The 14,578-nt window shown below is 72.8% G+C and carries 14 protein-coding genes; 6 read left to right on the plus strand and 8 right to left on the minus strand.

The window, feature by feature from the left end; all coding sequences use genetic code 11:
• The 6 genes from AOK09_RS33445 to AOK09_RS33470 form a co-directional block, all read left to right on the plus strand.
• A partial coding sequence (locus AOK09_RS33445) for a hypothetical protein (protein ID WP_055590978.1) occupies positions 1–750 on the plus strand: 750 nt, incomplete at its 5' end.
• Positions 747–1,604, plus strand: coding sequence for a hypothetical protein (locus AOK09_RS33450; RefSeq protein WP_055590979.1), 858 nt, complete (start codon positions 747–749; stop codon positions 1,602–1,604). The genes AOK09_RS33445 and AOK09_RS33450, both read left to right, overlap by 4 nt.
• Before the next feature lie 117 nt (positions 1,605–1,721).
• On the plus strand, positions 1,722–2,726 hold the full coding sequence (locus AOK09_RS33455) for an ABC transporter ATP-binding protein (RefSeq protein WP_055590980.1): 1,005 nt from the start codon (positions 1,722–1,724) through the stop codon (positions 2,724–2,726).
• A complete protein-coding gene (locus tag AOK09_RS33460) occupies positions 2,710–3,612 on the plus strand; it encodes a hypothetical protein (RefSeq protein WP_055590981.1) in 903 nt (300 codons plus the stop codon). The genes AOK09_RS33455 and AOK09_RS33460 overlap by 17 nt, the downstream gene beginning before the upstream one ends.
• An 18-nt stretch (positions 3,613–3,630) precedes the next feature.
• Complete coding sequence (locus tag AOK09_RS33465) at positions 3,631–4,548, plus strand: ABC transporter ATP-binding protein (protein ID WP_055590982.1); 918 nt, start codon at positions 3,631–3,633, stop codon at positions 4,546–4,548.
• A gap of 37 nt (positions 4,549–4,585) precedes the next feature.
• On the plus strand, positions 4,586–5,302 hold the full coding sequence (locus AOK09_RS33470; protein WP_055590983.1) for an ABC transporter permease: 717 nt from the start codon (positions 4,586–4,588) through the stop codon (positions 5,300–5,302).
• Between the two features lie 83 nt (positions 5,303–5,385).
• Here AOK09_RS33470 and AOK09_RS33475 read toward each other — a convergent pair whose 3' ends face one another.
• From AOK09_RS33475 to AOK09_RS43305, 8 genes are all read right to left on the minus strand, one after another.
• A complete protein-coding gene (locus tag AOK09_RS33475) occupies positions 5,386–6,207 on the minus strand; it encodes an HAD family hydrolase (RefSeq protein ID WP_055590984.1) in 822 nt (273 codons plus the stop codon).
• Positions 6,204–7,481 (minus strand): serine--tRNA ligase, encoded by a 1,278-nt coding sequence (gene serS / locus AOK09_RS33480; protein ID WP_079063632.1) that lies wholly within the window; start codon positions 7,479–7,481, stop codon positions 6,204–6,206. The genes AOK09_RS33475 and serS overlap by 4 nt, the downstream gene beginning before the upstream one ends.
• Before the next feature lie 565 nt (positions 7,482–8,046).
• Complete coding sequence (gene pheA / locus AOK09_RS33485) at positions 8,047–8,979, minus strand: prephenate dehydratase (RefSeq protein WP_055590986.1); 933 nt, start codon at positions 8,977–8,979, stop codon at positions 8,047–8,049.
• 153 nt (positions 8,980–9,132) lie between these two features.
• Positions 9,133–10,518 (minus strand): iron uptake transporter deferrochelatase/peroxidase subunit, encoded by a 1,386-nt coding sequence (gene efeB, locus AOK09_RS33490; protein WP_079063633.1) that lies wholly within the window; start codon positions 10,516–10,518, stop codon positions 9,133–9,135.
• A gap of 149 nt (positions 10,519–10,667) precedes the next feature.
• A complete protein-coding gene (locus AOK09_RS33495) occupies positions 10,668–12,740 on the minus strand; it encodes a copper resistance CopC/CopD family protein (RefSeq protein WP_055590987.1) in 2,073 nt (690 codons plus the stop codon).
• A gap of 15 nt (positions 12,741–12,755) precedes the next feature.
• Positions 12,756–13,238, minus strand: coding sequence for a copper chaperone PCu(A)C (locus AOK09_RS33500; RefSeq protein ID WP_055590988.1), 483 nt, complete (start codon positions 13,236–13,238; stop codon positions 12,756–12,758).
• The gene (locus AOK09_RS33505) at positions 13,235–13,918 is read right to left on the minus strand and encodes an SCO family protein (RefSeq protein ID WP_055590989.1); all 684 of its coding nucleotides are present in this window, start codon (positions 13,916–13,918) and stop codon (positions 13,235–13,237) included. The genes AOK09_RS33500 and AOK09_RS33505 overlap by 4 nt, the downstream gene beginning before the upstream one ends.
• A 102-nt stretch (positions 13,919–14,020) precedes the next feature.
• A partial coding sequence (locus AOK09_RS43305) for a YcnI family copper-binding membrane protein (protein WP_055590990.1) occupies positions 14,021–14,578 on the minus strand: 558 nt, incomplete at its 5' end.

The raw sequence follows: 14,578 nt of genomic DNA on the forward strand, positions 1-14,578 counted from the left end.
CCCGTACGGCCCGCCCGCCGGCGCCGGGTGCTCCGCCCGCTCGCCGCCGTGGTGGCCGCCGCCGTGGCGGGCGTCGGCATCGGCGAGGTGCTGCTGCACACCGCCTACCGGCAGGACGACACCACCGCGGCCGCCGCCCCCGTGGCGACCGCCCCCGCCCCGGCGCCGTCACCCTCCTGGGGCGGCCGGTCCAACGGCAACCACTTCGGATCGCTGCTCGACCTGCTGCTGCCGGTGCCGGACTCCTACCTGCTCGGCCCCGACAGCGGCGAGTTCGGCAATGACACCGAGCTCGACGGCAAGCAGCTGGCGTCACGGGAGGAGGAGGCCCTGAAGACCGTCCCCAAGAAGAACCGCAAGACGGTCGAGAAGGCATGGAAGTCGCTGCACCTGCGTGCCAGCGGAGTGCGCACGTACCAGGACCGCAGCGGCGACCTCATGGTGGAGATGCGGCTCGACCAGTTCAACCAGCAGGCCGTCGCCGCGGCCAACGCCTTCAACGGCGCGGTGGTCGACGCCAGCGGCGCCTTCCGGCAGGGCCCGGCCGTCGCCGGGCACCGCAACGCCCGCTGTGTGCTGCCGCCGCTCGAACCGTCGGCCAAGCTCGACTACATGACCTGCTTCGCCGCCGAGGGCGACCTCCTGGTCTCCATGGACGTCACCGGCGTCACACCGCTGAACAAGGACGGGGCCGTACAGCTGCTCAAGGCGCAGCTGGACCGTCTGGCACGCCCGGGAGCCGCAGTATGACGGACCAGCAGATCTCCGCCGCCGACACCGCCGCCCTCGAACCCGGTACGCAGTCCCCCGCTGCCGACCCCGGAGCACCGGCCGCCGGCCCCGGTGGGCAGCCGCCCCGCAAGCGGCGGCCCAGGCTGCGCACCGTGCTGCGCTGGGGCGCGGCCGTCCTGGTCCTCGGCCTCGCCGGCGCCGGAACCGCCTTCGCCGTCACCGCACCGGACCGCACCGACATCCCGGGGCTGCGGACCCCGTCGGACGGCCGCTACGCCTTCCCGGAACTGACGCTGCCGCCGCTGCCGTCCGGCAAGCCCAGCCCCTTCGCCGACGGCAACGACGGCCTCCACTGGGCGGAGCTGCGGGGCCTGCTGCTGCCCGCGCCCAAGGAGGCGACGGCCGTCACCACCTCCGCCAGGTCGAGCAGCGCGGACGAGCAGTGCAAGGCCTTCACCCTGCTCTTCACCGACTCCGCGAGGACGGCCCGTCAGATGAAGGAGGGCCTCTGCCGCCGCGGCGCGGGACGGACCTGGACCGCGTCCGACGGCACCCGCACCGAGATCCGGCTGGTGGGCTTCGGCTCCCAGGCGGAGGCGCAGGCGTTCTACTCCGCCATCTACGGCACCGAGGTGAAGGGGGTGTCCGACAGCTTCGCCGCCGACACCACCGCCTTCCAGCTCCCGGTGGGCCAGGAGAGTGTGGCGCTGACGGAGAGCAGGCAGGTCGGCGGCCGGCAGCGCGAGGTCGCCCATGTCGTGGAACTGCGCGCCGGAGACCTGGTGGGCGCCGTGGTGATGAGCAACCCCGCGGGCGTGCCCGCGACCGCCTACCGGCAGGTGGTCATCGACCAGGCGGAACTGCTCGGCTGACCCGGCCCCGGGGCTGTCCCCTAGGGGACGGCCCCGGGCGGGTACGCCTCAGGGAGCAGAGGACGATCAGCTTCCCAGGGCATGTGCGCCGGGCCCCGGGACCGCTAGGTTCTGAGCGTGTCGTCAGTCATCACCACGGACAGCCTCACCAAGAGCTTCCCCCGGGTCACCGCGCTGGACCGGCTCACCGTCGATGTGCAGCCCGGTGTGGTCGGCCTGGTCGGATCCAATGGCGCGGGCAAGTCCACGCTGATCAAGATCCTGCTCGGGCTGGCCCCCGCCACCTCCGGCACCGCCCGCGTCCTCGGCCTGGACGTCGCCACCGACGGTCCCGCCATCCGGGAGCGGGTGGGCTACATGCCGGAGCACGACTGCCTGCCGCCGGACGTCTCGGCGACCGAGTTCGTCGTCCACATGGCGCGGATGTCGGGGCTGCCGGCGGCGGCCGCCCGCGAGCGGACCGCCGACACCCTCCGCCACGTCGGTCTGTACGAGGAGCGCTACCGGCCCATCGGCGGCTACTCCACCGGCATGAAGCAGCGGGTCAAGCTGGCCCAGGCGCTGGTCCACGACCCCCAGCTGGTGCTGCTGGACGAACCCACCAACGGGCTCGACCCGGTCGGCCGTGACGACATGCTCGGCCTGATCCGCCGCATCCACACCGACTTCGGCATCTCGGTGCTGGTCACCTCGCATCTGCTGGGTGAGCTGGAGCGGACCTGCGACCACCTGGTGGTCATCGACGGCGGCCGGCTGCTGCGCTCCTCGTCCACCGCGTCCTTCACCGAGGCCACGCAACTGCTGGCCGTCGAGGTCGCCGCCGACGACGACACCCCGCACCTCACCGACCCCGACACCGCGGTGCGCGACCGGCTGGCGGCGGCCGGGCTGACCGTACGGCCGGACACCGCCGCGGGCGAGCTGGGCGGCCGGATCATGCTGGTGGAGATCGCGGACGAGGGCACCTACGACATCGTCCGTGACACCGTCGCGGACCTCGGCCTCGGTCTGGTCCGCATGGAGCAGCGCCGGCACCGGGTCGTGGAGATCTTCCACGACGGCGACACCGACCACCTCGTCGACCAGCAGAAGAAGGGTTCCGCAGATGTCGGTGCCGTCTGAGGCCGCAGCCGCCACCCCGCGGACCGGGGTGATCCACAACATCGGCTACCGCAACTACACCGGCCCTCGCCTGGGCCGCGGCTACGCCACCCGGTCGCTCTTCGTGCAGAGTCTGCGAGGGGCCTACGGACTCGGCCGTTCGGCCAAGTCCAAGGTGCTGCCGATGGTGCTGCTGGCCGCGATGTGCGTCCCCGCGCTGATCATCGTGGCGCTGGCGGTCTCCACCGACGCGGACAAGCTGGCGACGGACTACCCGTCCTATCTCTCCAACACCAGCACCCTGTTCGGCATCTTCCTCGCCGCGCAGGCACCGGTGGCGCTCTCCCGCGACCTGCGGTTCATGACCGTGCCGCTGTACTTCTCCCGGCCGCTCACCCGCACCGACTACGTACGGGCCAAGTTCGCCGCGATGGCCGCCGCGCTGCTGATCCTCACCGGCCTGCCCGTGGTCATCCTCTACCTCGGCGCCCTGCTGGCCGGTATGGACCTGGGCCACAACACCGCCCACGCCCTCTACGGCCTGGGCACCGCGGTGCTCTACTCGGTGCTCTACGCCGCCGTCGGACTGGTGGTCGCGGCCGCCACCCCGCGGCGCGGCTTCGGAGTGGCGGCCATCATCGGCGTCCTGGTCGTCTCCACCACCGTCGCCGGCATCGCCTGGGCGCTGATCGGCGGCCCCACCGGGTCGCCCAGCGCCAACTGGGCCGGGCTGCTCTCCCCGTCCACCCTGGTCGACTCGCTCTCCACCTGGCTGTTCCGGCTGCCGCAGGGCGACGGACCCAGCTGGCCGCCGAGCAACGGTGCGGGCATCGTCTTCCTCGCCGAGTTCATCGTGACCGCCGCGGCCTCCTACGGGCTGCTGCTGCGCCGCTACCGGAAGTTCTGACAGGGAGTCAGCCAAGCCATGGCCACCATCAGCATCGACGGCGTCTCCCGCTGGTTCGGCAACGTCGTCGCCGTGAACGACATCACCATGCAGATCGGCCCCGGCGTCACCGGCCTGCTCGGCCCCAACGGCGCCGGCAAGTCCACCCTCATCCACATGATGAGCGGCTTCCTGGCGCCGTCCGCCGGCTCCGTCACCCTCGACGGGCAGCCCATCTGGCGCAACCAGCAGGTCTACCGGCAGATCGGGCTGGTCCCGGAGCGGGAGTCCATGTACGACTTCCTCACCGGCTGGCAGTTCGTCCTGGCCAACGCGGAGCTGCACGGGCTGCCGGACCCCGGGGCGGCCGCGACCCGGGCGCTGGCCACCGTGGAGATGGAGCACGCCCAGGACCGCAGGACCGGCACCTACTCCAAGGGCATGAAGCAGCGGGTCAAGATGGCCTCCGCGCTGGTCCACGACCCCGCGGTGCTGCTGCTGGACGAGCCCTTCAACGGTATGGACCCCCGCCAGCGTCTCCATCTGATGGAACTGCTGCGCCGCTTCGGGGCCGACGGCCGCACCGTCCTGTTCTCCTCCCACATCCTGGAGGAGGTCGAGCAGCTCGCCCGCCACATCGAGGTGGTGGTCGCCGGACGGCACGCGGCCTCCGGGGACTTCCGCCGGATCCGCCGGCTGATGACCGACCGCCCGCACCGCTACCTGGTGCGCTCCAGCGACGACCGGGCGCTCGCCGCCGCGCTGATCGCCGACGGCTCCACCGCCGGCATCGAACTCGACGGCCAGGAGAAGGCGTTGCGCGTCCAGGCCGTGGACTTCCACCGCTTCACCCGGCTGCTGCCGCGCGTCGCCCATGAGGCGGGCATCCGGCTCTACACCGTCTCGCCCGCCGACGAGTCGCTGGAGAGCGTCTTCTCCTACCTCGTCACGTCCTGACCTGTCGTCAGAACATCTATCCAGAGAGGCCCCCACCGTGAACCCGACCGTCGCCAGGCTGACCGTACGCGGCCTGCTGGGCCGCCGCCGCGGCGTCCTGCTGCTGGTCGTCCCCGTACTGCTGCTGCTCCTCTCGGTGCTGGTGCGGGCCTCCAACGGGCAGGACCACGACATCGCCGTGGACGTCCTCGGCACGCTCGCGCTCGGCACCCTGGTCCCGCTGCTCGGCCTGATCGCCGGCACCGGAGCCATCTCCACCGAGATCGACGACGGTTCCATCGTCTACCTGCTGGCCAAGCCGCAGCCGCGCTGGAAGATCATCGTCACCAAGCTCGCCGTCGCCGTCGGCTGCACCACCGTGTTCGCGGCGCTGCCCACCTTCCTGGCCGGTCTGATCCTGTACGGCACCACCGACGGCCTCGCCGCCGGCTACGGCCTGGGAGCGCTTGTGGCCGGGGCCGCGTACAGCGCCCTCTTCCTGCTGCTGGGCGTCGCCACCCGGCACGCCGTGGTGGTCGGCCTGATGTACTCCCTGATCTGGGAGAGCCTGGTCGGCAACTTCGTGCACGGCGCCCGGACGCTCTCCATCCAGCAGTGGGGCCTCTCGCTCGCCAAGGCCGTCGCCGACCCCGGAGTGATCGCCGCGGATGTCTCGCTGCCGGTCGCCGTGCCCCTGCTGGTCGTGGTCACCCTGGGCGCCACCGCCTTCGCCGCGGTACGCCTGGCCGGTCTCACCCTCGCCGGCGAGGAGTAGCAGCCCGGCGCCGTACGGCCTGCGGCCCGGCACCTCCCCGCCCGGACGACCGGGTGACGGGCGGGGCCGGGCCGCGGGCCGTCTCAGGCTGTGGGTGAGGGGAAGAGCCGCTCCAGGACCAGGGCCACACCGTCCTGGTCGTTGGAGGCGGTGAGCTCGTCGGCGACGGCCTTCAGCTCGGCATGGGCGTTGGCCATGGCGACTCCATGGGCGGCCCAGGCGAACATCGGGATGTCGTTGGGCATGTCGCCGAAGGCGATGGTCTCCGCGGCGGTGACGCCCAGACGGCGGGCCGCGATGCGCAGCCCGGTGGCCTTGTTCAGACCGAGCGGCAGCAGCTCGACGATGCCCTCGCCGGCCATCACCACACCGACCAGGTCGCCCACCACCGCACGGGCGGCGGCGGCCAGCTCGTCGTCGCCCAGGGCGGGGTGCTGGATGTAGAGCTTGCCGACGGGCTCGCTCCACAGCTCACTGTGGTCGTCGAGCCTGGTCATCGGAAGGGCGGCGATGGTGAGCTCGAAGGCGGGCCCGGCCACCATCCGGCCGTCGGCGCCGTCCCGGTGGGCGGCGACGGCCAGCGGTCCCACCTCCGCCTCGATCTTGGCCACGGCCAGGGCGGCCAGCCGCCGGTCGAGGGTGACGGAGGTGATCAGGCGGTGGGAGCCCGCGTCGTAGACCTGCGCGCCCTGACCGCAGACGGCCAGACCGTGGTAGCCGATGGCGTCCAGCACGGAGCGGGTCACGGCCGCCGGGCGGCCGGTCACCACGATGTGCACCGCGCCGGCGGCGGTCGCCGCCGCCAGCGCGGCCAGGGTGCGGGGGGAGACGGTCTCCGACCCGGTCAGCAGGGTGCCGTCCAGATCGGTGGCGATCAGGCGGTAGGGCGTGCGGGGACTGCTCACTTGCCGATGGGCTCCAGTACCTCACGCCCGCCCAGGAACGGCCGCAGCGCCGCCGGGACCACCACCGAGCCGTCGGCCTGCTGGTGGTTCTCCAGGATGGCCACGATGGTGCGCGGGACCGCGACCAGGGTGCCGTTGAGGGTGGCCAGAGGCCGTACGCCGTCCGCGCCGCGCATCCGGATGGAGAGCCGGCGGGACTGGTACTCGGTGGTGTTGGAGGTCGAGGTGACCTCGCGGTACTTGCCCTGGGTGGGGATCCAGGCCTCGATGTCGAACTTGCGGGCCGCCGAGGAACCGAGGTCGCCGGAGGCCACGTCGATCACCCGGTAGGGGATCTCCAGCGCGTTGAGGAAGTCCTTCTCCCACTGGAGCAGCCGGCGGTGCTCGGCCTGCGCCTCCTCCGGCGTGGTGTAGACGAACATCTCCACCTTGTCGAACTGGTGCACCCGGATGATGCCCCGGGTGTCCTTGCCGTAGGTGCCCGCCTCACGGCGGAAGCAGGGGGAGTAGCCGGCGTACCGCAGCGGCAGCCGGTCGGCCTCGATGATCTCGTCCATGTGGTAGCCGGCCAGCGGCACCTCGGAGGTGCCCACCAGGTAGAAGTCGTCCTGCTCCAGGCGGAAGACGTTCTCCGCGGCCTGGCCGAGGAAGCCGGTGCCCTCCATGGCGCGCGGCTTCACCAGCGCCGGGGTGATCATCGGGGTGAAGCCCGCCGACACCGCCTGGTCGACGGCCATGTTCACCAGGGCCAGCTCCAGCAGGGCGCCGATGCCGGTGAGGTAGTAGAAGCGCGAGCCGGAGACCTTGGCGGCCCGCTCGGTGTCGATCGCACCCAGGATCCGGCCGAGCTCCACGTGGTCGCGGGCCTCGAACCCCTCGGCTGCGAAGTCGCGCGGGGTGCCGATCTCCTCGAGGGTGACGAAGTCCTCCTCGCCACCGACCGGGGCCTCCGGGTCGATGAGGTTGGCGAGCTGTCCGAGCAGGCGCTCGGCCTCCTCCTTGGCCGCGCCCTGTTCGGCGTCGGCCGCCTTGACCTCGGCGGCGAGCGTGGAGGCGCGCTTCAGCAGCTCCGCCTTCTCCTCGCCCTGGGCCCTGGGGATCTGCTTGCCGAGGGTCTTCTGCTCATTGCGCAGCTCGTCGAAGCGACTGCCGGAGGACCTGCGCCGCTCGTCGGCGGCGAGCAGGGCGTCGACAAGGCCGACGTCCTCACCACGGGCGCGCTGCGAAGCACGCACTCGGTCGGGGTCCTCACGAAGCAGGCGAAGGTCAATCACAGCACGAAGCCTACCGGGGCCCGAGGGCTGATCCGCCAACCTTTTCGGGTGGGCGGCCGCCGATGGGCCAGGAGAGTGGAAGAGATCGCTCCGGATTGTTTTGTTGCGTGGATAGAGCGTGTTTGTCGCTTTGCGTCGGAGTTCTCTGAGATGATCTCTACTGGGGATAACTAGGCATCCCCTGTGGATAACCGGCTGTGCACACCGCTCGCCGACGTTTCATCCACAGGCTGTGGGCCGGTGCTGTGGACTACCGAGCACGGGCCCCTGATCGGCGGGCAAAGCCCCCAAACTCCCCCATCAGCGGGAAATCGAGCACCCAACCGAGTGATCAGCGATCACTGTGTGACAGGATTCGGACATGTCCGATTGAAGGGCGAGTTCCCCCTCCATGGCGTTTTGTCGACTCATCCCCAGGGCCTGTGGATAACTTGCCCGGCTGTGGATTCCCGACTGCGCCCCAGGTGGGGGCCGGGATGGCCGTCCCCTGGATGGCCGAAAAGTCGACTGATTGACACCGATCTGACCTGATCAGTAGTGATCTGTCCCGATCAGGCCGTCGTGGTCAGCGTTCGCCGCGTCCGTCCATGCACCGCGCCAGCCACTCCGCGGCACCGGTGAAGTCCGCGTCCGAGGTGCCGGGTCGCAGCGTCGGCCGCACCTCGTCCGCCCTCGGGTAGGAGCCCAGGAACCGCACCTTGGGGCAGATCCGCTTCAGTCCCATCAGGGCCTCGCCCACCCGGCGGTCCACAATGTGGCCCTCGCAGTCGATCGAGAAGCAGTACTTCCCCAGCCCCTCCCCGGTGGGCCTGGACTCGATCCGCATCAGGTTGACGCCACGGGCCGAGAACTCCTGCAGCAGCTCCAGCAGTGCACCCGGATGGTCGTCGCCCAACCACACCACCGCCGACGTCTTGTCGGCCCCCGTCGGGGACGACGTCCGCCCCGGGCGGCCCACCAGCACAAAGCGGGTGGTCGCCGAGCGCCCACCGTGGATGTCGGTGACCAGCGGCTGCAGCCCGTACATGGCGGCGGCGAACTCCCCCGCGAAAGCGCCGTCGAAGCGGCCCTCCTGCACCTGCCGGGCGCCGTCGGCGTTGGACGCGGCGGACTCCCAGAGCGCATGCGGCAGATTGGCCTCCAGCCACTTGCGCACCTGGGGCTGCGCCACCGGATGCCCGGTGACGGTCTTCACATCGGCCAGGACGGTGCCCGGCCGCACCAGCAGCGCGAAGGCGATCGGCAGCAGCACCTCGCGATAGATCATCAGCGGGGAGCCGGTGGCCAGCTCGTCCAGGGTGGCGGTGACCCCGCCCTCCACCGAGTTCTCGATCGCCACCAGGGCGCCCGCCGCCTCGCCGCGCCGTACGGCGTCCAGCACCGCCGGCACCGAGACCATCGGCACCAGCTCCCGGGTCGCGGCCTCGGGAAGCGAACGCAGGGCCGCCTCCGTGAAGGTGCCCTCGGGCCCGAGGTAGGTGTAGCGGGTGGCCGACATGCCGCCTCCGTACGGTGCGCTGCTGGGGAGTCCGCATACGGACGTCCGTTTCGCCACCTTAGCCACTCCGGTCCCGATACCGTGACCCGTTCCGCTCAGTGGGACCACCTCCGTGGTCCGTCCGGGCGCGGCCGGCCCTCACCGACCAGGCCCTCATGACTCCAGCAGCGCCTGGCCCACATAGCCGCCCGGCGCCGCACCCCCCGGCACCGCGTACAGCCCGCTGGCCTCGTGCCGGACGAACCGCGAGAGACTGTCCGCGCCCGCCAGCTTGCGCTGCACCGGGACGAACCCGGTCAGCGGATCGGACTGGAAGGCGATGAAGAGCAGACCCGCGTCGGGGGCGCCGTCCGCCCGGAACCCGTCGTGGTACGAGAAACCGCGGCGCAGCATCGTCGCCCCGCTGTTGGCGGCCGGCGCCGCCACCCGGATGTGGGCGTCGGCAGGCACCGCGAGGGTGCCGTCGGGGTTCCGCCGGGACAGGTCCACCTCGGTGGTCTCGGTGCCGCCGGAGAGCGGGGCGCCGTCCGACTTGCGGCGGCCGATCACCCGCTCCTGCCGGTCGACCGGCAGGTTCTCCCAGTTGTCCAGCAGCATCCGGATCCGGCGTACCACCGCATAGGAGCCGCCGGCCATCCAGGCGGGGTCGGCGCCCTCCCGGGGGACGAAGACGTCGGCGGTGAAGGAGGCGTCGGAGGGCCTGGGATTGTTGGTGCCGTCCAGCTGCCCCATCAGATTGCGGGTGGTCATGGGACGGGCCGTCGCCCCGGGGGAGCGGCTGAAGCCCGACATCTGCCAGCGGACCGCGGCCACCCCGGCGGCCTGCTGCTGGAGCACCCGCAGCGCATGGAACGCGACCAGGGCGTCGTCGGCGCAGATCTGCACCCAGAGGTCGCCGTCGCTGCGGGACCGGTCGATGGCGTCGTCCGGGAAGTCCGGCAGCGGGGCCAGGGCCGCGGGGCGGGCCGCGGCCAGGCCGATCCGGTCGAAGAGCGAGGCCCCGAAGCCGAAGGTGACCGTGAGCGAGCAGGGCCCCGCGTCCAGCGCGATCTGGTTCTCATGGCCGGCCGCGGGCCGGCCCTCCGCCAGCCGGGCGGCCGAGTCGGACCACCGCCGCAGCAGCGCGGCGGTGGTCGCCCGGGTGGCCCCGGCGGCCAGGTCGAACGCGATCAGCAGTGCCCGGGACTGCTGGCTCTGCACGATGCCCGCCTGGTGCACGCCGTGGAACGGCACCGACGCCGCCCCCAGCGACGGCGCCGTGCCGTCGCCGTCGGCCGCCGCACGGCCGAACACTCCGCCCGCCGCCCCGACGGCGAGCCCGGCGGCGCCCGCCGCGCCCAGCAGCCCGCGCCGGGTGAGCACGGCCCGCCGGCCGGCCGCACCACGGCCAACCGGTCGGCCGGCGGCGGCTTCGGCCGCGACAGAGCCGTCCGGATCGCCACCGACCGGGTTGCCGCCGTCCTGGTTGTCGCCGTCCTGGTTGTCGCCGTCCTGGTCGTCGCCGTCCTGGTCGTCATGGACGGTGTCGTGCTGCGCCATACCTCTGCCCGCCGTGCCCTTGCCTGCCCTGTCCTCACCCGCCGGGTCACTGCCGGCTGGGCCCTTGCCCGCCGGGCCACTGCCCGTCGCGTCCCTGCCCGTCGTGCCCGCGCCTGGGGAGCCCTCCGCCGTCGCCCGGTCCCGGCCCCTCATCCGATCCGCACCGGCGCGGTCTCGGTGGTCTCGTCGATGTCGGACGACCGTACGGTCAGCGACAGCTGCCAGTCGCCGGACATCGGCAGCTGCACCTGGCCGAACCAGTGGCCGCCCGTCGCCCTCTGCAGGGTCGGCCGCAGCGGTCCCAGCTTCTTCGCCGGCAGGTCGAAGGCGACCCGCACCTCGGGGACGTCCACCGGCTTCCCCGCGGCGTCGGTGATCTCTACATGCAGGGTGTTGGGGCCGCTGCGGGCCGGGTCCAGGGCGATGGCGGCGTTGCCCTTGGCGCCCGCACCACTGCCCCCGGTGTCGAAGGGGACGGTGATGTTGACCGGCTGCGCGGCCGGTGCCGGCGCCGTGGTGGCCGTCGCGGTGGCGACCTGGGCGGTACGTCCGGGCGGGGCGTTGGTCAGCAGCGTGGTGACGGCCAGGACCGCCACCGCCACCCCGGCCTCCACCAGCACCGAGCGCCGCAGTCCGGAGCGGTCGGCGCCGGCCGCCTGCTCCCTGGCCGCGGCCTGCTCCCTGGCGCGCCGCTCCGCGGCCGCCACCCGCAGCGCCCGCTGGCGCTCCAGCTGGGCGCGCCGCTTGGCGTCCCTGGGGGTGTCCTCGGTACCGGCGGCCACCGGCTCCGGTTCCGCGGGGGCCACGGTCAGCTCCGAGGTGGGCGCCAGGGCGCGCAGCCGTGCCGTCCATCCGCGGGAGAACCAGGCGGCGCCGAGCAGCACCGCCACACAGCCGATCTTCACCAGCAGCAGCCGGCCGTAGTCGGTGCCCGTGAAGGCGCTCCATGAGCCCAGCCCGCGCCAGGCCTGGTACACACCCGTGGCCACCAGCACCGTCACACACCAGAACGCGGTACGGGAGAAGACCCCGACGGCGCCCGCCGTGACCCCGCCCCGCTCCCGGGGCACGGACAGCCCGATCAGCAGGGTGACCAGCCCGCCCAGCCAGACCGCCATGGCGACCAGGTGCAGCATGTCCAGCGGCAGCGCCAGATCGACCTGGAGGCCCACCGCGGCATGGTCGGCACCGGCCCAGGTGGCGGCGAGCGCCAGGGCGAGCAGCAGTCCGGCGACGCCCAGACCGATCCTGGCCTCACGCTCCGGACGCCCGGCGGCACGCTGCTCCAGCCGGCGCAGCTCGGCCGCCTCCTCGTCGTCCTCGGCGCCGCTCGCTGCTGTGCTGCTCTCCGCCGTACCGCTCCCCGCTGTGCCGCTGTCCTCGGCCGGCCGGGACACCGCCGGGGCCTGCCCGCTCTGCGACAGCTGTCCCACCAGCAGCGACAGGAAGACACCGGCCGCCGCCAGCAGCAGCAGCCGGGCGGCGAGAGCGGTGCCCAGCCGCTCGTCCAGGGTGGTGCGCACCAGCGACAGGTCGAAGGCGTCGCCCAGGCCGCTGCCCTTCTCGTACGGGCCGCGCAGCAGCACCACCGCCACGGTGGAGAGCAGCAGACCGCCCCAGCCGGTCATCAGCAGCCGCTGCACCGGCCGTGCCGACACCCCGCGCGGCCAGCAGAGCAGGACGAACGCCGCGCAGCCGACCAGCAGGGCGAAGGTGCCGTACGCCACCGCGCGAGCCGTGCCGTAGAGGGCGCCGACGGTGGCGGAGCCGCCCTCGCGCCCCGCGACGGCCGCGGGGACCGCGGTCTGGGTCTGCTTGCCGATGGAGAAGGTGAAGGCTCCGGAGACCGGGTGGGAGTCCTCGGAGACCGCCCTCCAGGAGACCGTGTAGGTGCCCTGCGCCAGCCCGTTGCGCAACTGCACGGCGGCGGTGGTGTCCTTGCCGTCGGCGTGCGCGGGCGAGCCCAGGTCGGCCTGCTTGCCGCTGGGGTCGAACACCTGCACCGAGTCGCCGGAGAGGGTGACCCCCTCGCTGAACGTCAGCACCACCCGGCTGGGGGCGGTGGCCACCACCGAGTCGGGCGCGGGGTCGGTGGAGACCAGGGCGGCGTGCGCGGAGGCGGTGCCCGCGCCGCCGAACAGCAGCACGAGGGCGGCGCTCAGCACCAGCAGCAGTGCGGCTGCCGGGCGCCGCAGCGGTCTGCGGTCGTTGGTGGAGGTCATCTCCGGTCCCTCCGATCAGTTGCCGGCGCCGGGTGGCCGGTAGGCGACAGGCTGTATGGGCACCTTCACCGTGATGGTCCCGGACGCGGCGAAGGTGAGGTCGAGTTCCACGGTCCGGCCGACCCTGGGCCGGTCGTCCAGCCCCATGATCATCAGATGGTCGGCGCCCCGGGAGAAGGCCGCACTGCCGTGCGCGGGCACGGTGAGGCTCTCCAGCGGCTCCATGGAGGCGGTGGTGGAGCGGTGCATGGTCACCGAGCGGGCGTCCGGGCTGGCCACCCGGAGCAGCCGGTCGGCACTGCCGCCGCTGTTGTGCAGGGTGAGATAGCCGGCGGCGGCGTCCGGGGAGGGCGGCAGCGGGATGTACGGGTCGCTGACGCTGATCCGGGCCGCCGCACCGCCCGAGGAGGACTCCGGGGAGGCCGTGGAGCCGCAGCCCGCGAGGGCCAGCGCGGCCGCCCCCGCCGCCACGGCGGTCACGGCACGCGGCCGGATCACGGCTGCACCCCCTTGGCCAGCAACGGCAGGTCGTGGGTGAAGACCTGCACCGAGCTCTGGCTCAGATAGAGGATGTGCGCCCGGTCGTCGGAGGGCAGGAAGGCCAGCACCTGGGCACCGTGGGTGGAGGTGACCGAGCCGTCCTTGTTGACCACCGGGTCCTCCACCAGGATGCCCAGCGGCTTGGCGGCCTTCTTGACCTGCTCCAGGTCGCCGGTGAGGCCGATGAAGCGGCTGTCGAAGGAGGCGAGCCAGCTGCGCAGCCGCTGGGGGGTGTCGCGCCGCGGGTCGGTGGAGACGAAGACCACCTGCACCTTGTCGCGTTCGGCGGCGGGCAGTTTCTGCATGGCGACGGCGATGTCGCCCATGGTGGTGGGGCAGACGTCCGGACAGCTGGTGTAGCCGAAGTAGAGCAGCACGGGCTTGCCCGCGGTCTGCTCCCGCAGCGAGAACCGCTTGCCCGCGGTGTCGGTGAGGACCAGGTCGGGCTTGCGGAACGGCTGGGTCAGGGTGGTGCCCTGGTAGGGGGAGTCGCCGGACGTCCTGACGACGGCGGCCTGCTGGCCGGCCGGGCCCGGGGAGGAGCTGCCGCAGGCGCCCAGGGCGAGGGCGGCGGCGAGGGCCAGCGCGGTCGCGGCCGCGATGCGGCGGCTGCGTTCCGGCGAGGTGGTGCGGGTCATCTGCGGGGTTCCGATCGAGGCGGTGCAGGGGCGGCGGGACGGAGGCGGGCGGAGCGCGGCGGACGGCTGCCGTGGGCAGCCGTCCGCCGCGCCCGGCGCGGGTCAGGAGGCGGAACCGCCCCTGCGGCGCAGCCCGAGCGCACCCAGACCGGCCCCCACCACGCCCACCACGATGCCCACCACGCCCAGCGTGCGGGCCGTGGTGTCGCCGGAGGAGCCGGCGGCCTGGGCCTGCCCGGCGCCGGACCCCGTCCCGGCGTCGGCGTCGGAGCCCGCGGCCGGCGAAGCGGGAGCGGCGGAGGCGGAGGCGGTGGCGTCCTGGCCGTCGGCGCCGGCCTTGGTGAGGGTCAGCACCGGGGCCGGGTGCTCCGGCTCGGCCTGGCCCTCCTTGGCGACGTCGATCCAGCGCACGATCTGGCCGTCGTCATAGGTCTGCAGCGCCTTGAAGATCATCGAGTCGGTGTCGGTCGGCAGCGGACCGAGCGAGACATTGAACTCCTGGAACTGCCCGGGGGCGATGGCGGAGCTCTTGTCCGCGGTCCAGGTGATCCTGGTGACCGCCTCGGTGATCTGGCCGTCGTCGGACGTCAGCGGCTTGGCGAGCTTGGTCTTGTCGACCTTCACCGTCCAGCCGGGCAGCGGCTGGACGGTGAAGGTCGA

Origin of the sequence: Peterkaempfera griseoplana, assembly GCF_001418575.1 — a bacterium.
Classification (GTDB): Bacteria; Actinomycetota; Actinomycetes; order Streptomycetales; family Streptomycetaceae; genus Peterkaempfera; species Peterkaempfera griseoplana.